A 20,348-nucleotide genomic window follows, 5' to 3' on the forward strand; every position below is an offset into this window, starting at 1 on the left:
CCATACACGACGATCCCCTCGCTCATCCCCCCTCAGATCAGGCTGGCGAACCGGGCCATGGCAGAGGGACAGCACCCCCTGGCCAGCCACTTTTTCTCGCCATAATTCGATCCCGACCACCCCCGCCGTTTCAGCCATCGGGCAGGAGACTCCTCTTATGGTATCCGGGTCTTTGACATCCCTGTGGGGAGGCTTTAACCTGCCGCCATAACAATGGAATGGATCCTTATGTACACACAGTTCTTCGGTCTGTCGGAGCCGCCGTTCTCCATCTCGCCCAACCCCAAATACCTCTATATGAGCGAACGTCACGGGGAGGCCCTTGCCCACCTCAACTACGGGTTGCAGGACGGAGGAGGCTTCGTGCTGCTCACCGGTGAAGTAGGCACGGGCAAGACCACGGTCTCCCGCTGCCTGTTGCAGCAGTTGCCGGCCGACACCGAGATCGCCTACATCCTCAATCCTTCCCTGACCGAGCGAGATCTGCTGGCGGCCATCTGCGACGAGTTCCAGCTGCCGTACGACAAGGACGCCGGCCTCAAGCTGCTGTTCGATCTCATTCGCGATCACCTGCTGGCCAACCTGGCGGCGGGCAAGCGCAGCGTGGTGCTGGTGGATGAAGCCCAGCATCTGCTGCCCGGCGTGCTCGAGCAATTGCGACTGCTCACCAACCTGGAGACCGACGAGAAGAAACTGCTGCAAGTGGTGCTCATCGGTCAGCCCGAGCTGCAGCAGATGCTGCGCCAGCCCCTGCTGCGCCAGCTTGCCCAGCGCATCACCGCCCGCTATCACCTGCTGCCGCTGTCACGCCAGGACGTGGACGCCTATGTGCGCTTCCGGCTGCAGGTGGCAGGCTGCATCCAGCCCATCTTCAGCCCCAAGGCGATACTGACCCTGCATCGCCTCTCCGGCGGTATCCCGCGGCTCATCAACCTCATCTGTGATCGCGCCCTGATCGCCGCCTTCGCCCGTGGCAGCCACAAGATAGTGCACGGCGACATCAGCCAGGCGGCCTATGAGGTGAGCGGCATTCGCGACGAGGGCAGTTGGCAGTCCGGCCTGACCGTCGCGCTGGTGGGGGCCCTGCTGGTCGCCGCCGGCTGGTGGGGCTGGCAGTTGTTTGGGGTCTTCCCCGCCCGGCCCCTGGTCAAGGTGGAGGTACCGGTCAAGGTGGATGAGACCCCGGAGCAGCAGGAACAGCTGACCCGCGCCATCAATCAGGCGCTCGAACCCGATAGCGCCATGCAGAATCTCTACAAGGTGTGGGGCTACCAGACCGAGCCGGAGGAGGCGACCTGTGACAATGCACCGCGCGCCGGCCTGCGCTGTCAGGAGGGCGACGCCTCCCTGGCGGAGCTGCAAGCCTTGCAACACCCGGCCTTGGTCAGCCTGACCGATGAGACCGGCGGCCTCTACTACGCCACCCTGGTGAACCTCGGTCCGGACAAGGCCAACCTGCTCATCGGAAACCAGAGCTGGCAAGTAGACCGGCAGTGGCTGTCCGATGTCTGGGGGGGCAGCTACACCCTGCTGTGGCGCATGCCCAAGGGCGGGGTGACCCTGATCGGCAACAATGCCGGTGCAACCCAGGTGCAGTGGCTGGACAATGCGCTGAGCCGCGCCATGCAGCAGCCGGATCGCAAGGTGAGTCGCTTCGATGCCCAACTCAAGAACAAGCTGCAGCAGTTTCAGCGCGAGCAGGGGCTGACCCCGGACGGGATCGCCGGCAGCAATACCCTGCTGCGGCTGAACGTGCAGGCCGGTGAACCCATGCCCAGACTGGAAGATGATGCCCTGCGCAACAGCGTCCCGGTCGATTTGGATACCATGGCCGCCGAGCCCATGGATCCCCAAGTGGATGAGGCTTCCTGATGTCTACCCTGCTCAAAGCCCTGCGCCGGGCCGATCAACCCCAGTTCACTCCCCACATGCCGCTCATGGGCCTGCCCGTGAGCCAGGAGGAAGAGCCGAACCGCCGCTGGATCTGGTGGCTGCTGGCCCCCCTCGCCCTGCTCATGGGCGCGGGCGCCAACTACGGCTGGCACCTCTATCACCTCAAACCCATAGAGCAGAGGGTCGAGATAAAGGAGCTGGTGACACCGCCCTTCGTGCGGGTCGAGCCCAAACCCATGGTCACGCGCCCCCTGCCCCCGCCGCTGCCGGAGCCCGTGGTCGTTCCCAAAGCCGCCGCACCGGCCCAGGCGACCCCGGCTGCCAGCAATGATGGCCAGAGCCTGGCCGAACGCATCATGCAGGCGCTCAACAACACGCCACTTCAGGAAGAGTCCAGCCCGGCACCGGCGGCCAGCAGCCCGCAGGCCATGCCCCTCAGCGCCCTGGATCCTGCCCTGAAACAGCAGGTGCCGCCCCTGTCCTACGGGGCTCATAACTACTCCTCCGACCCGGCCAAGCGAGCCGTGGTGATCAACGGGCGGGAGCTGCACGAGGGCAGCGAGGTCGCCCCCGGGGTGACCCTGGTCGCCATCGCCCAGGATTACATCATCCTGCAGGTCGGCAACCAGCACGCCAGCCTCAAGGCACTGCAGGACTGGCGCGGATAATCCGACTGGCCGGCCTCGCTGGCCAGTCGCCTATTGCAAGAGGGAGCCCGAGAGCTCCCCTTTTTAATCGACAAAAATGAGCAGAATGTGAGCAACTCAGACAACGCGACTTTCGCCACTAGGATCCTGGACTGGTACCAGATCCACGGCCGCAAGACCCTGCCCTGGCAGCAGGACAAGACCCCCTACCGGGTCTGGATCTCCGAGATCATGCTGCAGCAGACTCAGGTCGCTACTGTGATCCCCTATTACGAACGTTTTATGGCCCGCTTCCCCGATGTACTGGCCCTGGCCGACGCCCCCGTCGACGAGGTGCTGCACCATTGGACCGGGCTCGGTTACTACGCCCGGGCCCGCAACCTGCACAAGGCCGCCCAGACTATCCGCGATCTGCACGGCGGCCTGTTTCCGGAACAACTGGATGAGGTGATGGCGCTGCCCGGCATAGGTCGCTCCACCGCGGGTGCCGTGCTCTCCCTGTCCCTGGGCCAGCCTCACGCCATTCTGGACGGCAACGTGAAGCGGGTGCTCACCCGCTGGCTGGCGCTGCCGGGCTGGCCCGGTCAGAAGCAGGTGGAAACCGATCTCTGGGAGCTGGCGACCCGCCTCACCCCGCGGCTCGGGGTGGCCCAGTACAATCAGGCCATGATGGACATGGGGGCCACCGTCTGCACCCGCAGCAAGCCCGCCTGCGAGCGTTGCCCGGTACAGGCCGATTGCCAGGGGCTGTCGCAGGGCAATCCCACCGCCTATCCCAACAGCAAGCCGAAGAAGAGCATTCCGGCCCGCGCCGGCATCATGCTGCTCATTCGCCACGGCGATCAGCTGCTGCTGGAGAAACGGCCACCGCAGGGGATCTGGGGCGGGCTCTACTGCTTCCCGCAGGTGGAGTCGCTGGCCGAGGTGGAGGGACGATTGCATTCGCTGGGCCTGGGCGAGACCGATTATCGGGAATTGACTGGCTTTCGCCACACTTTCAGTCACTTTCACCTCGATATCCGGCCTTTGCTGATCGAAATGGCTGCCCCGCCGCCCCCGCTGCTCATGGAAGCGGATTCCCGACTCTGGTATAACTTACGCCATCCTGCCGAGGTGGGGCTGGCGGCCGCCACGGCCCGTCTGCTCGCCTACCCGGACTTACAACCCTGAGTTGCAACCATAGAGGTCAACATGAGCCGTACCGTATTTTGTCAGCGTCTGAAGAAAGAGGCGCCGGGTCTGGATTTTCAACTCTACCCCGGTGAGCTCGGCAAGCGGATCTTTGACAACATCAGCAAGGAAGCCTGGACCGAATGGCAGAAAAAACAGGTGATGCTGATCAATGAAAAGAAGCTGAACATGATGAACGTCGAGCATCGTCAACTGCTGGAAAAGGAGATGGTGAGTTACCTGTTCGAAGCGGGTGAAGTGGCCATCGACGGCTACACCCCTCCCAGCCAATAAGCGCTATCGGCGGGCAAGACTGAGGGATCCAAGACGTGGCCGTGAACCGTCATCCCGCTCCAGGCGCAGCCGATGAGCGGTGAAAACGCCAGGCTGTGGCTATGGACGGCAATCCCTCTCCTCACCCGCGGCCAGTGAATTTTATCTGTGAGCAGGGGACGCATTCTCACACCGGGCCATCAATGGCCCATCTCCCCTGGCCCACAGCCGTTGAATGACGGGCGGCCCCACCGCCCAGCTTGAGGATCTTATGGGTCGAATTTTTTGGCTGCTGTGCGCCTTGCTGTTTCTCTCTGCCTGCTCCTCCTCTCCCGAATCCGGTGGAGAGGAGGAGGATCTGGTCGACGGCAAGGACGTGCGCGGTTTTGAACACATGATCAGCGCGCTCTCCCATAACGTGAACGAGATCTGGGGGCGTGAGGCGCTGTTCGCAGGCAAGTTTGACTACGTCAAATACACGGATCAGTACAAGAGCCGGGCCCACATCGACTTCTCCAACGGCCACATCATGGTGGAGACCGTCTCTGGCATCGATCCCCGCGCCCATCTGCGCCGTGCCATCATAGAGACCCTGCTGACCCCGGACGATCCGGCGGAAGTGGATCTCTACTCGGATCGGGAGATCATGCCCGGCGGCGAGCCCTTCCTCTATGGCCAGGTGCTGGACAATCAGGGTCAGCCGATCCGCTCCGACTGGCGCGCCGAGCGCTATGCCGACTACCTGCTCAGCACGGCGATGAAGAAGCGCACCCTCGGCATCCGCACCATCTTCTTCGTCGACATGCCCATGGTGGCGAACCATGAGGACAGGCGCGGTTACAAGTACGCCAGCATCATCCGCGATGCCTCCCGCAAGTACGGGGTCGCCGAGAGCCTGATCTACGCGGTGATCAAGACCGAGAGCAGCTTCAACCCCTATGCGGTCAGCCACGCCAACGCCTATGGTCTGATGCAGGTGATCCCGGCTACCGCAGGACGGGACGTCTATGTGCGGGTCAAGGGCAAGAATGGCCAGCCGACCCGGGAAGACCTGTTCAACCCGGCCTACAACATCGACGTGGGGACGGCTTATCTGCACCTGCTGCAGACCGTCTACCTGGCGGATATCCAGGATCCCCAGTCCCGTCGCTATGCGGTGATCTCCGCCTATAACGGCGGCGCCGGCGGAGTGCTCAACACCTTCTCCAGCAACCGCAAGGCCGCACCGGACATGATCAACCGGCTCTCCCCTGAGGCGGTCTATCAGGTGCTGACCGAGCAACACCCCAAGGCGGAGGCGCGCCGCTACCTCTACAAGGTCAATCAGGCCGAGAAGGGATTCAAGCGCACCGTCGCCAGCCGTGCGGGTTAGGCTGACAGCATGAAAAAGGGCGCTTGATATCAAGCGCCCTCTTCACATCTGGCCAGCGGGTGTCGGGATTGGCCTTATTTGGCGATGAAGCCACCCTGGCTCTGCGCCGCCGCGCCCACCTTCTCCAGGCTCTCGACCTCCACCTCAGTCTTGTTCCAGCTGTGGTCAACCTCGCCACGGATGCGGATCAGATCGTCCGGGCCTACTTCGGTGCCCCGCCACACCTTCTGATCCACCTCCACTTCCACCTCGCCACTGCTGTCCTTGAACAGGTAATTCTCGCCACCCAGATGCTTGACCAGCTTGCCTTCCAGGGTGACCCACTGGTCATCCGCCACGTCTTTCAGCTGCGCGACGGATACCTTGTTCTGCTCCTGCGGGCCTGTGTAGGCCGCCATGGCGAAAGAGGATACGGACATCAGGGCCACCAGGCCGATTACGCTTGCTTTGTTCATTTCATGCTCCTGTTCGTTGCGGTATGAGCTCATCTTGCCCCTTCCTCCGTGAAACAAACGTGAAGCGGCCCCCATCTGGGGGAGTCGAGTGTGACCGTAATCGATTTAATCGACATCCCATGCTGCAGAATTTTATTCGGCTAAATACCCTGCAACATGGCAAAACGGGTACCCAGCCCGCGTTGTCCCATCGAGGAACAGCCCGCAGGTACCGCCTGCTTCCAATTCAATGAGAACGACAATATGAAAAAATGGCTTCTATGTGTAGTGGGACTCTTCGCGCTGAGCGTTCAGGCAGCCGACAGTCGCCCCGCCTTCTCCCGTATAGTGATGTTTGGTGACAGCCTGTCCGATACCGGCAAGATGTACGACAAGATGCGCGGTTATCTCCCCTCCAGCCCGCCCTACTACCAGGGCCGCTTCTCCAACGGGCCCGTCTGGCTGGAGCAACTGACACAACAGTTCCCGGGGCTGAAGATCGCCAACGAGGCGGAAGGGGGCGCCACCGCGGTGGCCTACAACAAGATCTCCTGGAACCCCAAGTATCAGGTCATCAACAACCTGGATTACGAGATCACCCAGTTCCTGGCAAAAGACAGCCTCAAGCCGGACGATCTGGTGATCCTCTGGGTCGGCGCCAACGACTATCTGGCCTATGGCTGGAACACCGAGCAGGATGCCAAGCGGGTGCGCGACGTCATCAGCGACTCGGCCAACCGCCTGGTGCTGAACGGCGCAAAGCAGATCCTGCTGTTCAACCTGCCGGATCTGGGCCAGAACCCGTCGGCCCGCAGCCAGAAGGTGGTGGAGGCAGCCAGCCATGTCTCGGCCTACCACAACGAGTTACTGCTGAACCTGGCACGCCAGCTGGCTCCCACCGGCCTGGTCAAGCTGTTCGAGATCGACAAGCAATTCGCCGAGATGTTGCGTGAGCCGCAGAACTTCGGCCTGAGTGACACCGAGAATGCCTGCTACGACGGCGGCTATGTGTGGAAGCCGTTCGCCTCCCGCAATGCCAACACCGACAGCCAACTCGCCGCCTTCACCCCGCAGGAGCGCCTCGCCATCGCCGGCAACCCCCTGCTGGCCCAGGCCGTCGCCAGCCCGATAGCCCGCCGCAGCGCAAGCGAGCTCAATTGCGAAGGCAAGATGTTCTGGGATCAGGTGCATCCCACCACCCTTGTACACGCCGCCCTGAGCGAGCGGGCCGGAGCCTTCATCGAGCAACAGTACGAGTTCATCCCCCAGTAATGACCCCATTGCAACAGGCCGACATCCGTCGGCCTTTTTTGAACCCCACGACAGTCTGTAAAAAAATAACTCATATGACGCCCATCACAAATTGGAGCCATACTAGCCCCTTCTTCTTTTAACTCCTCTATGATGCGAATAGTTATCACAATATGTTTTATATCAGTTGCTTGTGATTAAAAAGAAACGGTCTACGTTTAAACATGTTGTGACTGGTTACAGGCTCAACCCAAAGAGGCGATACGAGTTCGATCTCTCCACAGATAAAATTGCAGAGGCTTCATATGAAAAAAACACTGATTACCTTGCTGGTCTCAGGCTTGCTTGCGGCCAACGCTCAGGCGGCCGGACAAGACAATACCTGGTATGGCGGTGCCAAACTGGGTTGGTCCAACTTCTACGGCGTCGACGAGAGCAACACCATCATCACTGAAGACAAAGACGACGATGAAGTGGGTGCCGGTGCCTTCGCTGGTTACCAAATCAACCAGAATCTGGGAATCGAACTGGGTTACGACTACCTTGGCAAACTCAAGTACAACGGCACCAGAAATGCCGGTGTCTTCAACGACTCTGTCGAGGCGCAGCTGGCCCAGCTCACGCTGAAGCTGGGCTTCCCGGTTGCAGACAACCTGGACCTCTATGGCCGCATCGGTGGCGGCTATGGCTGGACCAGCAGCGACAATCTGGACAGTGACAATGACTTCACCTTCGTCGGGGCCCTCGGAGCCGAATACGCCTTCAACCTGGATTGGGCGGCCCGCCTCGAATACCAGTACAGCTCTCCTTACGGCAGCAGAGAGGATACTGGCCTGCGCATGGATAACGGCCTGCTCTCGCTGGCCGCCGTCTACCGCTTCGGTCAGGTAGCTGCAGCTGTGCCGGTCGCCGCCCCGGCGCCGGCGCCCGAGCCCGTGGTCGTCGACAAGCAGTTCACCCTGAGCTCTGACGTGCTGTTTGACTTCAACAAGGCCACCCTCAAACCGGAAGCCGGTCAGGCACTGGATACCCTCTACAACCAGATCGAGGAAGCCAGACCCAAGGATGGCTCCGCCACCGTCATCGGCTACACCGACCGCATCGGCTCCGATGCCTACAACCAGAAACTCTCCGAGCAACGGGCACAGACCGTGGCTGACTACCTGGTTGGCAAGGGTCTGCCTGCTGGCAAGGTCAATGTGGAAGGGCACGGTGAGGGGTCACCCGTCACTGGCGACAGCTGCACCAACACGTCCAAGCGCGATCTGATCGTCTGCCTGGCCCCGGATCGTCGGGTCGAGGTCAAGGTACAGGGGGTCTCGGAGGTTCAGCAATAATCCGAATCCGTCCACAGCAGATAACAAAACGGGAGGCCTTGGCCTCCCGTTTTTCATTGCGTCATCAGCTCGTCTTGCGCACTTCCGTAGCGATCTGGTCGAGCAGTTGCTGCCAGCCCTGCCCCAGTTCGTCCACCAGCACGCCATAACCATCGGCAGGCAACACCCGCTCCTGCTGGAAGGGGACATCCCGCAACACAGTGCCCTCCTCCGTCAGCAGCCGCCAGCGGCCGCTCAACAGGGCACGGCCATCCTCCCTACCCTGGAAACGTTCCACCGAGATGCTCAGCACAGGTCCCTTGCGGGCCCCATCCTGGCGCACCACCCAGCCCGGCAGGCGGCTGGAGAGGCCGTTCAGCGTCAGCTGGTTCAACTGGGCGTCAAGCGATCCCGCCCAGCGATGGTACTCGGCAAAATGCAGCTCATTGCCCGCCAGCTGATAGACCAGGCTCATCCGATCCAGCTGGCCGGACAGGGTGATGGGGCGCAGCACCAGCTGGTGTTGTGGCTGCGCCACCGTGGCGCCTGCCGGCTGGCTGCCGGTATCGAGCGAGTAGTAGTGCAAGCTGGTGGGAGCCGAACTGCAAGCCGCCAGCAGCCCCAGCATGGCCAGGGTCATCATCCGTTTTTTCATCATTTTCCTCGCTTGGGCTCAGGATCCCGGGGGCGGGAGCGATCGAAGATCAGCGAACTCGGCTGCTCATTCAGGGAATGGACCAGCGGTTGCAGCTCACTCATCAGCTGGTTGAGGGACTGCACCGACTGTCGCAGCTCCTGGTTGGTCTGGGAGCCGGCATCATAGGTCTGCAGCGTCTCCTGCAACTGCTTGAGGCTCTGATTGAGGGACGCCGGCAGCTGCTGGGTCGCACTCTGGCCGGTGAACTGCTCCAGATTGGCGCTCACGGCGCTGACGTGTTTGAGCGTCTTGTCCAGGGTCACCAGGGTGCTGTTGACTTGGGTCAGCGTGGTGGCCATGTCCATGTCGACGAACTTGTCGAGGATGAGGTTCACCTTGCGCTCTATCTGATCCAGCCCGGCCTGGGCGGTCGGGAACACCGGATAACCCGCCAGCTTGATCGGCTGGTAGGCGGGGGCATCCGGGTAGAAGTTCAGATCCACCACCTTGCCACCAGTCAGCAGGCTGGAGGTCTTGAGGCTGGCTCTCAGACCCTCCTTGAACTGCTTGCTGAACAGGGCGCGCCACTGCTCTTTCTCGGCGTTGGCATAGCGATGGGACAGACGCTGTACCTCGATCCGCGCCAGCACCGGGATCTGGCGGCTCTTGAACAGCTGTACACCCTGATCGTCGATGAGGTAAGGGGCCGAGATGACGGTGCCGACCCGGATGCCACGGTACTGCACGGCGGCACCGGGATGCAGGCCACCGACGTCATTCTCGAACAGGAAGACGTAATCAATGAACTGGTTCAGGCTACCGGCCAGCACGCTCGCCTCATCCTTGAACAGCACGAACTCGTCCTGCTGCTTGACCTGTTCCCCCGGCACCCAGCCCGGAGGCAGGCCCATGGTGATGCCACCGTTGATCAGACTCTCCAGGGAGTCCATCTTGACCTTCATCCCCTCGCTGCTCATGGAGACCTCAAAGCCCGGGGTCAACCAGAAGCGGGAGTTGCTGCTCACCAGGATGTCGTAAGGCGCGTTGATGAAGAGTTGATACTGCATCTCGCTCTTCTCCGGCAGGAAATTCGCCTCCTCCACCTGACCTATGGTGAAGCCCTGGTAGTTGATCGGTGAACCCACCCCCAGCGCACTCGCATCGCTGCTGGTGAGGGAGAGCCGCAGCCCCTTGGCATCCAGAGACGCCAGCGGCGGCCTGTCCAGCATGGCATATTCGCCGCGGGCCCGGCCCTTCTTGCCGGGGGAGAGCTCGATATAGGCGCCGGAGAGCAGGGTGCCGAGGCCGGAGACCCCTTCCCGGCCGACTCTGGGCTTGACCACCCAGAACTGGCTGTCCTTCTTGAGCATGCCAGCGGCGGCATTGGTCAGTCGCGCCTTGAGCACCGCATGGCTGTAGTCGTCGCTGAGCTCCACCGCCTCTATGCGGCCCACCTCCACTTCCCGGGAGCGGATCACCGTCTTGCCCGCCACTATGCCCTCGGCGGTGGCCACGGTCAGGGTGAAGCTGGGGCCCTGCGAATACCAGTGCTGGAACAGCATCCAGGCTCCGATGAATAGCGCCAGCATGGGCACCATCCAGATAGCGGCGGCCGAGCTCAGAAAATCCGAGCCGGGTTTCCACCTTTTCTTACGCTCACTCACGGTCGCGCTCTCCTTGTTGTAAATCCCAGATCAGGCGGGAATCGAAACTCATGGCGGCCACCATGGTGATCAACACGACCCCGGCAAAAGCAACGGCCGCGGGGCCCGGGTAGATGGTCATCAGATTGTCGAGCCGGATGAGGCCAGCCAGTATGGCCACCACGAAGACATCGATCATCGACCAGCGCCCCACAAATTCGGTCATGCGGTAGAGCTTGAGTTTGCCGAGAGGCGAGCTGACCTGGCCCCGCTGCACCATGAAGCAAAGCCACAGCAGCGCCAGTATCTTCACCATGGGCACCACCACGCTGGCAAAGAAGATAATGGCGGCGATGGGATAGGAGCCCATGGCCCACAGCAGGATCACCCCGCCCAATATGGTCGAGGGGCTGTCATCCCCCAGAAACACTGTGTCCATGATGGGGTAGAGGTTGGCGGGGATATAGAGGATCACCGAGGTGATGAGCAGCGCCCAGGTGCGGTTCAAGCCCCCTGGCTTGCGCTGATGCAGGTGATCGCCACAGCGCGAACAGGTGTCGGCGCCGGCCTCGCTCAGGGCACCGCAGATATGGCAACCCACCAGCCCGGATTGCAGGGCACTGGCCTCGGGAGCCAGATCCCTCGCCTCGGTCGGGCCGAACAGCCGCTGCCACAGCCACATTCTGTCCAGCGACGAGATCATCTTGATCAGCAGCAGGGTGTAGCCGACGAAGGCCCAAAACGACAGCCCCATCTTGATATCGGCCATGCCCATCAACTTGACCAGGGAGATAAGCACCCCTATCAGGAAGACATCCACCATCAACCAGGGCTTGATCCTGCACAGCAAACGACCGAGGGAGCGCAAGGCGTTGCTGTGCATCTCTTTGTCGAGCCGCCACAGCACCAGCATGATGGAGCCGATGTAGACCAGCGGCAGGCCGATCAGGGTCAGGCTCAGCACGGCCCCGAGAAACAGGTAGCCCTGATCCACCAGGGTGGTGATGCACTGCAGGAAACTCATCTCCTGCCCGAGCCCCTTGGCCGAGAACGCCATGAAGGGAAAGACATTCGAGAGCCCGAACATGATGAGGGCGGCAAAACCGTAGGCCAGTGGCCTGCGTTCCTGCTGCGGCAGGTGACGGCTCAGGACGTGACCGCAGCGCGGGCAGTCGCTCGCCTCCCCCACCGCGAGTGTCGTGGCCGGCACCAGCAGGTCGCACTCTTCACAGGCCGTCGCGTCATGGGTATAGGTGGTTGGGTGTTGGTGTGAAACCGAATGCAAGATAAGACCCCAGCAGGAGGCCGCGAACGGCCAGAGGCGCCAATTATTGCAGCCACCGCCGCTAACCACCAGCCCTGTTCATTAGCTCGTTCAGCTTCAGTAACGAAAGAGAATGGCTTTGACAAGCCAGTGGTCATTTAGCACAATCAAACGCCACTTTTTTCCGCGGGACAATAATTTATGACAACTGAATCCCCAAGCTACTCTACGATTGAGCAAGCCTTCTCCCTTGGGAACGGGCAAGATTCTGCCCTCAACTGGTTGCGCAAGAACCGCAGTCAGGTCGCCATCTTCCTGGTGAGCGGCATCAAACTGGAAGGGACCATCAGTGGCTTCGACCAGTACAGCGTGCTGCTGACCGACGCCCATGGCAATCAGCAACTGGTCTACAAGGCCAAGATTTCCACCATCGCCATGCACTCCGGTCGCCCTGCCGTCAGCATCCAGCGGGCTCGCAAGCCACGCGTCTCCATGGCACCGCGCCCCCACGGCGCCCCGGGCCGTTATGATGACAATCAGGGCGGTAGCAGCGAGCAATGATGCTCGCCCCCTCGTCGTCCTGCGCCAGCCGCTGACCGACGCCATCCCCACTCTCATGTTTATTGCCTGTCCCGTATGAGAGTGGGTCTTTTATCTGCCCCGACCCAGTGATCCACCTCGTCTGACTAATCTCAATAGCTCAATCCGACCGGTTTTCCTTCCTTGATCATGCATACCTGCATGTTGGCGGCCTGCCCGGCCTGGGCACCTATTCCCGTATCCTCGAACACCAGGCAGTTGCCAGGTGCTATGCCCAGTCGGCTTGCCACCAGCAGGAAGGTGTCAGGATGGGGTTTGTGCAGATCCACATCGTCGGCGGTCACCACCACGGGGAAGTAGCGATCCAGTCCGGTATTGCGCAACACGGCCTCGGCATTGATCCGAGGTGACCCTGTGCCGATCCCCATGGGGATCTGGCCGTGGTAGCGTTTGACCAGCTCCAGCATGGCGGGGAAGGGGGTTGCCTTGTGCAGGTTGGCCACATAGTGCTCGGTCTTGCAGCGCGTCACCATCAGGGGATCCAGCGCTATCTGCTGCACCTCGGCCACCAGCAGGGCTATCTTGCGGCTGGGCATGCCACCCAGCTCATAGAACCAGTCGGCATCGAACTGGAAGCCAAACTCACGGGCGGCATGCTCCCAGGCGGCCAGGTGCAGCGGCATGGAGTCCACCAGGGTGCCGTCGAGGTCAAAGACCAGGCCTTGAAATCCGGATAGGGTCATGGTGCGGGATCTGTCTGTCGAAAATGGGCCCCCATTCTAGCCAGAGCCATGCCTCATCGCCATGTATCAGATGACGAGAAACGCTTGCTCTCGCATTTATCACAGGCGCCCCTACCGATGGCCAACGCCCGTGACAAAACCCGCGAGTGAAGATGGCTGACCGCGCCCGAGGCGGGCTCAGCGATACGCCAGGGTGCAGGCGCGTCCCTGGGACTTGGCATGATAGAGCGCCTGATCCGCCTGCTCCGTCAGGGTTTGCCATCCCTTGTCCGCCGAGGGGATGAGATAGCTGAAGCCGATGCTGACCGTGAGCACCTCCGCTACCCGGGAGGCCGGATGCGCGATCTGCAACTCAGCAAGCGCCCGGTGGATCTGCTCCGCCAGCCGCTCCGCCTCCCCGGGCTGCGGGGCGCACAGCAGGATCACGAACTCCTCGCCACCATAGCGGGCCACCAGATTGGTGCGGCGTCGCTCCGCCTCCTGCAGCAGGGTTGCGACCCGTTGCAGGCATTGATCCCCCTTGCCGTGGCCGAAGTGATCGTTGTAGGACTTGAACTCATCCACGTCGATCATCAGCACCGCCAACACCCCCTGATGACGCCGCGCCCGCTCCCACTCCCGCTCCATGGTGAGATCCCACTGGCGACGGTTGGCGATCCCGGTCAGGGGATCCTCCAGCGACAGCAGGGAGAGGCGCCGGTTGGCCTCCTCCAGCGCCCGGTTGGTATCGGCCAGCTGCCGGGTCCGCTCCTGCACCCTTTGCTCCAACTCACGGTTGAAGCGCTCCAAAGTGGCCTGGGTGCGCTGGCGGATCAGCAACTGGGAGAGCATTGCGGCATATTGTTTGAAGATCTCGCTCTGATAGGCCTTGAGGGGGCGGCGCCAGAGCAGGTTGTCAGCGGCGATCCAGCCGATGGGCGTGGTCCCGTCCCACAGCGACACCATGGCATTCCAGCCACGGCCCACCTCCTGCTGTTCGTAATAGAGCGGGGCGTCCTCCAGCACCAGCACATAGTCCTTGCGCCGCAGCGCCTCCTGCACAGTGGGATGCTCCGGGATGGCGCTGACGAAGTGCCGCTCATCGACCAGCTCACCCGCCTCGTTGGTGCCCCAGGTGCCGTGCATGGTCTTGCATTCATGGTCGATCAGGAAGATGGCGATGCGATCGAACTGCAGCTCCTGGCGGGCAAGGGCCACCGCATCGTGCAGCAAGCGCTCTTCGCTGTCGCAGCGCGACAGCCGGACCCCGACCTGATGCAGCGCCTGCAACATGCTGAGGAAGGCATCCTGCAAGGCCTGGCTGCGGACGAGATCGGCCTGGGTGTGGAGCCGCTGATCCCGCTCCAGATCCACCTGGCTGGCGAGCCTTCTACCATCCAGTTCTGCTGCCAGATAGTGCATAAGCAGTTGAATGCTCTGCTGGTGGCGCCTTGGCAGGCGATCGAGGCGGCGCCTCGTCTCCAGATAGACCACGGCTTCCAGCCCCTGATGGCGTTTGAGGGGAAAACTGGCGCGCAGACGCGGCGCCTCGGGCTCGACGCTCTCCCAGAGCCCATTGGCCGGCGTGACAGGCTCTACCAGCAACTGGCAGAGCACGAGGGATCGTTCGATGAAGGCAAGGGGGAGATCCAGGCTGGTCAGGGCGTCGGCATGCAGGCAGAGCAACCCCAGCTCGGGTCGATAACAGTAGAGCTGGGGCGCAGGCGCCCGCAGCCACAGATAGATCTGTTCGGCCTCGGTCTTTTCTCTGACCGCGGCCAGCGTCACCTCACAGAGCTGTTCAAAACTGGTGAAGTGCTCCGGATCCCATTCTTGCATGCCAACTCATCCTTGAAATGTATCCAAGCGAGTATATCGGCAAAGCCCGGCCATTTACTGAGCGGACAATCAAAAGCGCGATCCAGAGCCCAGTTTTACAACAGATTCAACGCCTGCATGGCGGAGCGGATCCGCTCGCGGGTCGCTTCCGACAGCGGCATCACCGGCAGACGGCACTCCTCACTGCAGAAGCCAAGCAGGGAGACGGCATACTTGGCGCCGGCGGGGCTCGGCTCGGCGAACATGGCCTGGTGCAGCGGGATCAGCTTGTCCTGCAACTCGCGAGCGGCCTGCCATTCACCCGCCAGGGTCAGGTTCTGCACCTCGGCCACCAGCTTGGGGGCCACGTTGGCGGTCACCGAGATGCAGCCCTGGCCGCCGCCGATGTTGTAGGCCACCGCGGTGGCATCTTCACCGGAGAGCCAGGCAAACGGCTTCTTGATCAGCTGACGCTCGGTCCAGGGACGGGCCAGATCGCCGGTGGCGTCCTTCACCCCGGCGATCCGTGGCAGCTCGGCCAGACGGGCCAGGGTTGCTGGCTGCACATCGACGATGGCGCGCGGCGGAATGTTGTAGATGATGATGGGCTTGGTGGTGGCGTCATGCACCGCCTTGAAGTGATGGAACAAGCCTTCCTGATTGGGACGGTTGTAATAACCGGCCACGTGCAGGGTCGCATCCGCCCCCGCCTGCTCGGCGTGACGGGTATATTCGATGGCCTCGACCGGATTGTTGGAGCCAGCACCGGCGATGACAGGCACACGACCCGCCACCTGCTTGACCACCAGCTCCACCACCCGGCAGTGCTCGTCGTGGGTCAGGGTCGGGCTCTCCCCCGTGGTGCCGACCGGCACTATGCCGTGGGTACCTTGTTCTATGTGCCACTCCACCAGACGAGCCAGTGCGGCCTCATCCAGCTGGCCCTGTCGAAATGGGGTGATCAGGGCAACTATCGAACCTTGAAACATGGGATTTCCTTCTCCTGAATAGATGGATGGGTCAATAAAAAGCCCCGGTACGAGGGTCGCTACCGGGGCTGAATCGTCTCAGGGATGAGAGGTTACGCGCGCACGTCAGCAGGCCCAAGGTTCAGGCTGTGTTTATGCTTTCGTTTCGATACGCGAAGCCGCATTGCATCATCTCTGGCTAAATAAGGTGTCTGGCATATTTCGGGAACACGGCATAAATGTCAAGGCGAAAGCGGCCATGTATAATGGCCGCCCAAAATTGTGTGGAGAGTCCCAATGAGCCGTCCTGTCAGTGCTGTCAGCCAAATGCTGGAACGTAACCAAGCCCTCTTCGTCGGCAAGCGGCTGTTGGTCTGCGGCGCCCTGGAGGATGATTATCCCCGCCAGCTGGCCGAGCTGACCGACTCCCTGACGGTCTTCACCACCGATTATTGCTACTACCTCAGCCAGCAAGGGGCGCTGGGCGACAACATACTGTTCGATCACCAGCTCGGCGGCGCCCCCCGCTTCGATGCCCTGCTGCTGCTGATGCCCAAGGCCAAGGCCGAGGCGCAATACCTGCTCGCCATGATGGCCCCCCTGCTGGAAACGGGAGCCGATCTGCTGCTGGCCGGTGAAAACCGGGGCGGCATCAACGGCGCCGACAAGCTGCTGGTGCCCTACGGGGAGCCGCCCATCAAGCGGGACTCCGCACGCCGCTGCTCCCTCTATCACGGCGAGCTCAGCAAGCCGGTCGCCCCGTTCGAGCTGGAGGCCTGGTTCAGCCGTTATGAGTGCCAGGCCGGCGAAACGGCGCTGACCGTGATGGCGCTACCCGGGGTATTCAGCGCCGATGGGCTGGATCTCGGCAGCCAGCTGCTGCTGGCCAGCCTGCCAACCATGGCGGGCAAGCTGCTCGACTTTGGCTGTGGCGCCGGCGTCATCGGCTCTGTGCTGGCCAAGCGTAATCCGGCGCTGACCGTCAGCATGGTGGACATCAGCGCACTGGCGCTCGAGTCCAGCCGCCGCACCCTGGCAGTCAACGGCCTGCAGGGGCGAGTCTATGCCTCCGACGTCTACTCCAATGTGGCTGAAAAATTCCAACATATTGTCTCGAATCCCCCCTTCCATGCCGGGCTCAAGACCTTCTACACCGCCACCGAAACCTTCCTGGCAAGGGCCCCCGAATTCCTGACCGCCAACGGCGCCCTGACCATAGTCGCCAACGCCTTCCTGCGATATCAGCCTATACTGGACACTCACTTCAAACGGACCGAGATCATCGGCAGCGACACCAAATTCAAGGTGTATCTGAGCAAAGCGTAAATAAATGTAACGGTTGTAATAAAACGAGTAGAGAGTGCCATACGGGATCTGATAAGGTACCAAGAAAACGTTTACCACCCCTTAAGGGGTGTTTTTTTGCAGCAACATGAAAGCCTTTTCACGCAGGGAGAGAAATACGATGGCAGGCATATTGACCATGATTCTGGCCGGAGGAGAAGGCACTCGCCTCCAGCCGCTGACCACCACCCGCAGCAAGCCTTCGGTCCCCTTTGGCGGCAGTTACCGCCTGATCGACTTCGTCCTCAACAACTTCGTCAATGCCGACTTTCTGCGTATTTATGTGCTCACCCAGTTCAAGTCCCAGTCCCTCTATCTGCACATGAAGAAGGGCTGGAACATCGTCGGCATCACGGACCGCTTCATCGATCCCATCCCCGCCCAGATGCGGATGGGCAAGCGCTGGTATGACGGCACCGCCGACGCCATCTACCAGAACCTGCGCTTCATCGAGACCTCGGACCCCGAGCATGTCTGCATCTTCGGCTCAGACCACATCTACAAGATGGATGTGAGCCAGATGGTGACCTTCCACAAGCAGAAAGCCGCCGCCATGACGGTCGCCGCTCTGCGCATGCCCATCGAGGAGGCGAGCGCCTTCGGGGTGATCGAGGTGGATCAGGAAGGGCGGATGATAGGTTTTGAAGAAAAGCCCAAGCACCCCAAACACATCCCGGGGGATCCCACCCAGGCCCTGGTCTCCATGGGCAACTACATCTTCGAAACCGAGGCGCTCTATCGCGAGCTGAAACGGGATGCCGCCGAGGAGAATTCCAGCCACGATTTTGGCAAGGACATCATCCCCAGCCTCTATCCCCGCACCCCTGTCTATGTCTATGACTACAGTGGCAACCGGATCCCGGGCGAGAAGCCCAACGTCTACTGGCGCGATGTGGGGACGCTGGACTCTTATTGGCAGGCACACATGGACCTGGTCGCCGACGATGCCCCCTTCTCCCTCTACAATCGCAAGTGGCCGCTGCATACTCACTACCCGCCACTGCCCCCCGCCACCTTCATCGACACCGATGATTGCAAGGTCAAGATCGCCAACTCCTTGATCTCAGGCGGTTGTTTCATTCAAGGCAGCCAGATCCAGCGCTCCATTCTGGGCTTTAGCTGCAACATAGGCCCCTGCAGTCACATCAGTGAGTCCGTGCTGCTGGGAGACGTAAAAATAGGGGAAGGTTGCTCAATTCGGCGCGCCATCATCGATAAAAATGTTGAAATTGCACCCGGCACCGTGATCGGTGAGAATCTGGACCATGACCGAGAGAGGTTTACCGTATCTGAAGGCGGTATCGTCGTGGTACCTAAGGGAGCAAGAGTTGGCTATTAACCCACTGAAAATCCTGTTTGTTGCCTCTGAGGTTGAGGGGCTGGTGAAGACCGGGGGCCTGGCGGATGTGGCCAAGGCCCTGCCGCTGTACCTCGCCCGAGAGGGCCACGACGTTCGCATCATCCTGCCCTTCTATAAGACCCTCAAGCGACGGGACGAGGCCAAGCTCGTCGCCTCGCGCTGGCTGCCTACCCCGCCGGACAAGGCCGACATCAGTTATCGCATCCATCAGCTGGAGCTGGACGGGATCTGCGTCTACCTGCTGGATTGTCCGCAGTATTTCGACCGCGCCCAGCTCTATGCCGAGAACAATCAGGCCTACCCCGACAACGGCGAGCGGTTCGCCTTCCTGGCGGCGGCGGCACTGCACGCGTGCGAGCAGCTCGATTTTGCCCCCGACATAGCGCACTGCAACGACTGGCACACCGGCCTGCTGCCGCTGCTGCTCAAGACCCGCCATGCTCGCAACCCGTTTTTCCAGCGCACCCGCTCGGTGATCAGCATCCACAATGCCGCCTTTCAGGGCGTGTTCGATCGCGCCCAGTTCTGGGCCGTGCCGGAGATAGGTGACTACGAGCAGCGTATCAACTACGACTACGGTCACATCAACCTGCTCAAGTGCGGGGTCTTGTATGCCGACAAAATCAATGCGGTCAGCCCCAACTATGCCAGCGAGCTGCTGACCCACCTGGGCGCCCACGGCATGGCCAGCGTGTTCCAGCAGCGGGCGAGCGACCTGCGCGGCATCCTCAACGGCTGCGACTATCAGGACTGGGATCCCGCCACCGATGCCCTGCTGCCGACCACCTATGATGTCGAAAACCTGGCCGGCAAGCGTGTCTGCAAGCAGACCCTGCAGCAAGAGGCAGGTCTTCCTGCTGCAGATCTGCCAATCTATGGCATGGTATGTCGCCTGACAGAGCAAAAAGGGGTTCACCTGCTGATCCCTGTGCTGGACAAGTTCCTGCAGCATCAGGTCCAGGTGGTGATAGTGGGATCCGGCGATCCCTCTCTTGCCGCCCAGCTGCAGGCCATCGCCCAGCAACATCCTGACCGCTTCGCCTTCATCAACGCCTATGACGACCGACTGGCCCACCTGGTGGAGGCTGGCGCCGACTTCTTCCTGATGCCTTCCCTGTTCGAGCCTTGCGGCCTCAACCAGATGTACAGCCTGGCCTATGGCACCCTGCCGCTGGTGCGAGCCGTCGGTGGCCTTAAAGATACAGTGGTGGATTGGGATGCCGATCCCGAGCGGGCCACCGGCTTTTGTTTCAACGATCCCACCGCCAGCACCCTGCTCGATGCCATGCGCCGCAGCCTGCTCCACTACCTGCAAGAACCCGCCCGTTTCGCCAAGGTGCAGCACAACGCCATGCAGACCCGTTTCAACTGGGCGGACTCCGTCCCTCTGTACGAACAGATGTACCGGGATGCGCTGGCCTCTGTTTGACGCCGATTGCTGAAGTTTTGCGCCCTTAATACGGCTTTACCCGTCAACAGCGAAAAAAGTCCCCTTTGGCTGTTGACGCCCCCCCAAAACTCTATAGAATCCACGACCGCAGTGATGCGAAGGTGGCGGAATTGGTAGACGCGCTAGCTTCAGGTGTTAGTGTCCCACGGATGTGAGGGTTCGAGTCCCTCTCTTCGCACCATACTGCAACATGCTCCATCGATGGCATGTAAAACAAGATTGATGACAATGTGCGAAGGTGGCGGA

General features: G+C 61.4%; 18 protein-coding genes and 1 tRNA gene. 12 read left to right on the forward strand and 7 right to left on the reverse strand.

The genetic code is table 11. The annotated features are described in order from the left end of the window. The first annotated feature begins 228 nt into the window (after positions 1-228). The 5 genes from LG30_RS0101505 to mltC all read left to right on the forward strand — a co-directional run bounded on the left by LG30_RS0101505 (position 229) and on the right by mltC (position 5,355). Complete coding sequence (locus LG30_RS0101505; protein ID WP_033128936.1) at positions 229-1,872, forward strand: ExeA family protein; 1,644 nt, start codon at positions 229-231, stop codon at positions 1,870-1,872. Continuing rightward, complete coding sequence (exeB, locus tag LG30_RS0101510; RefSeq protein WP_033128937.1) at positions 1,872-2,561, forward strand: GspB family T2SS assembly factor variant ExeB; 690 nt, start codon at positions 1,872-1,874, stop codon at positions 2,559-2,561. Before LG30_RS0101505 ends, exeB begins: the two co-directional genes overlap by 1 nt. Positions 2,562-2,648: 87 nt before the next feature. After that, the gene (gene mutY / locus LG30_RS0101515; RefSeq protein WP_033128938.1) at positions 2,649-3,710 is read left to right on the forward strand and encodes an A/G-specific adenine glycosylase; all 1,062 of its coding nucleotides are present in this window, start codon (positions 2,649-2,651) and stop codon (positions 3,708-3,710) included. A gap of 21 nt (positions 3,711-3,731) precedes the next feature. Continuing rightward, the gene (locus LG30_RS0101520; RefSeq protein WP_033128939.1) at positions 3,732-4,004 is read left to right on the forward strand and encodes an oxidative damage protection protein; all 273 of its coding nucleotides are present in this window, start codon (positions 3,732-3,734) and stop codon (positions 4,002-4,004) included. A 250-nt stretch (positions 4,005-4,254) separates the two neighbouring features. After that, positions 4,255-5,355, forward strand: a complete 1,101-nt coding sequence (gene mltC / locus LG30_RS0101525; RefSeq protein ID WP_033128940.1) for a membrane-bound lytic murein transglycosylase MltC — start codon at positions 4,255-4,257, stop codon at positions 5,353-5,355. 74 nt (positions 5,356-5,429) lie between these two features. On the opposite strand, the gene LG30_RS0101530 is transcribed toward mltC, so the two are convergent. Further along, entirely contained in the window at positions 5,430-5,810 is a 381-nt protein-coding gene (locus tag LG30_RS0101530) for a YgiW/YdeI family stress tolerance OB fold protein (RefSeq protein WP_033128941.1), read from the reverse strand. A gap of 243 nt (positions 5,811-6,053) precedes the next feature. Between LG30_RS0101530 and LG30_RS0101535 the strand changes: the two genes are divergently transcribed. Together LG30_RS0101535 and ompA are read left to right on the forward strand one after the other, a co-directional pair. Beyond that, positions 6,054-7,061 (forward strand): SGNH/GDSL hydrolase family protein, encoded by a 1,008-nt coding sequence (locus tag LG30_RS0101535; protein WP_033128942.1) that lies wholly within the window; start codon positions 6,054-6,056, stop codon positions 7,059-7,061. A 284-nt stretch (positions 7,062-7,345) separates the two neighbouring features. Then, complete coding sequence (ompA, locus tag LG30_RS0101540; RefSeq protein WP_033128943.1) at positions 7,346-8,377, forward strand: porin OmpA; 1,032 nt, start codon at positions 7,346-7,348, stop codon at positions 8,375-8,377. 64 nt (positions 8,378-8,441) lie between these two features. Here the strand turns inward: ompA and LG30_RS0101545 are convergent, their stop codons facing one another. From LG30_RS0101545 to LG30_RS0101555, 3 genes are read right to left on the reverse strand one after another with little or no spacing between them, the layout of a single operon-like run. Beyond that, entirely contained in the window at positions 8,442-9,011 is a 570-nt protein-coding gene (locus LG30_RS0101545) for a PqiC family protein (RefSeq protein ID WP_033128944.1), read from the reverse strand. Then, positions 9,011-10,657 (reverse strand): intermembrane transport protein PqiB, encoded by a 1,647-nt coding sequence (gene pqiB / locus LG30_RS0101550; protein WP_033128945.1) that lies wholly within the window; start codon positions 10,655-10,657, stop codon positions 9,011-9,013. Before pqiB ends, LG30_RS0101545 begins: the two co-directional genes overlap by 1 nt. Then, positions 10,650-11,921, reverse strand: coding sequence for a PqiA/YebS family transporter subunit (locus LG30_RS0101555; RefSeq protein WP_033128965.1), 1,272 nt, complete (start codon positions 11,919-11,921; stop codon positions 10,650-10,652). Before LG30_RS0101555 ends, pqiB begins: the two co-directional genes overlap by 8 nt. A 180-nt stretch (positions 11,922-12,101) precedes the next feature. Here LG30_RS0101555 and hfq point away from each other — a divergent pair, with 180 nt between their 5' ends. Then, positions 12,102-12,461 carry an RNA chaperone Hfq gene (hfq, locus tag LG30_RS0101560; protein ID WP_033128946.1) on the forward strand — a complete coding sequence of 120 codons (360 nt, stop codon included), beginning with the start codon at positions 12,102-12,104 and terminating at the stop codon, positions 12,459-12,461. 131 nt (positions 12,462-12,592) lie between these two features. Here the strand turns inward: hfq and LG30_RS0101565 are convergent, their stop codons facing one another. The 3 genes from LG30_RS0101565 to dapA all read right to left on the reverse strand — a co-directional run bounded on the left by LG30_RS0101565 (position 12,593) and on the right by dapA (position 15,969). Then, positions 12,593-13,183, reverse strand: coding sequence for an HAD family hydrolase (locus LG30_RS0101565; protein ID WP_033128947.1), 591 nt, complete (start codon positions 13,181-13,183; stop codon positions 12,593-12,595). A 177-nt stretch (positions 13,184-13,360) separates the two neighbouring features. Continuing rightward, positions 13,361-15,001 carry a GGDEF domain-containing protein gene (locus tag LG30_RS0101570; protein ID WP_033128948.1) on the reverse strand — a complete coding sequence of 547 codons (1,641 nt, stop codon included), beginning with the start codon at positions 14,999-15,001 and terminating at the stop codon, positions 13,361-13,363. Between the two features lie 95 nt (positions 15,002-15,096). Continuing rightward, complete coding sequence (gene dapA, locus LG30_RS0101575) at positions 15,097-15,969, reverse strand: 4-hydroxy-tetrahydrodipicolinate synthase (RefSeq protein WP_033128949.1); 873 nt, start codon at positions 15,967-15,969, stop codon at positions 15,097-15,099. 276 nt (positions 15,970-16,245) lie between these two features. Between dapA and rsmC the strand changes: the two genes are divergently transcribed. The 4 genes from rsmC (at position 16,246) to LG30_RS0101595 (ending at position 20,283) form a co-directional block, all read left to right on the forward strand. Continuing rightward, positions 16,246-17,274, forward strand: a complete 1,029-nt coding sequence (gene rsmC, locus LG30_RS0101580; RefSeq protein ID WP_033128950.1) for a 16S rRNA (guanine(1207)-N(2))-methyltransferase RsmC — start codon at positions 16,246-16,248, stop codon at positions 17,272-17,274. Between the two features lie 106 nt (positions 17,275-17,380). Further along, positions 17,381-18,631 (forward strand): glucose-1-phosphate adenylyltransferase, encoded by a 1,251-nt coding sequence (glgC, locus tag LG30_RS0101585; protein ID WP_081965935.1) that lies wholly within the window; start codon positions 17,381-17,383, stop codon positions 18,629-18,631. Then, positions 18,621-20,081 (forward strand): glycogen synthase GlgA, encoded by a 1,461-nt coding sequence (glgA, locus tag LG30_RS0101590; protein ID WP_033128952.1) that lies wholly within the window; start codon positions 18,621-18,623, stop codon positions 20,079-20,081. The genes glgC and glgA overlap by 11 nt, the downstream gene beginning before the upstream one ends. Before the next feature lie 116 nt (positions 20,082-20,197). Continuing rightward, positions 20,198-20,283 (forward strand) — tRNA-Leu (locus LG30_RS0101595). The last annotated feature ends 65 nt before the right edge of the window (positions 20,284-20,348 follow it).

Origin of the sequence: Aeromonas aquatica (genome assembly GCF_000764655.1) — a bacterium.
Lineage (GTDB): Bacteria > Pseudomonadota > Gammaproteobacteria > Enterobacterales > Aeromonadaceae > Aeromonas > Aeromonas aquatica.